Origin of the sequence: Gemmiger formicilis (assembly GCF_016901605.1) — a bacterium.
In the GTDB taxonomy this organism is placed as follows: domain Bacteria; phylum Bacillota; class Clostridia; order Oscillospirales; family Ruminococcaceae; genus Gemmiger; species Gemmiger formicilis_B.
This window is the reverse complement of the sequence record NZ_JACJKP010000929.1, coordinates 1-219: the sequence shown is the minus strand read 5'-3', so window position 1 is coordinate 219 and position 219 is coordinate 1. Positions and strand designations below refer to the sequence as shown.

Annotated in this window: 1 protein-coding gene; it reads right to left on the bottom strand. The window is 52.5% G+C overall.

Annotated elements, in window-relative coordinates:
• On the bottom strand, positions 1–219 hold a 219-nt coding region (gene rhuM, locus H6B10_RS17295), incomplete at both ends, for a RhuM family protein (protein WP_204652546.1).

Below are 219 nucleotides of genomic sequence, written 5' to 3'. Positions count from 1 at the left end.
ATATACATGACATTTCCCCGGCGGGCCTGCCGTTCCGCATAGTCAAGGTACATGGTGACAATTTCGTTCAGGTTCCGCATTTCTGTTTCGTTCAGATAGTTTTTGGCAACGGTGACATCGGATTTGCGGATGCGGCCTTTGGGGGCGTTTTTCCATGTGGTCAGGCCCATATTGGGCTTGGTGCTGTCGGCACGGCCATATACGATCTCGGCAGCTGTA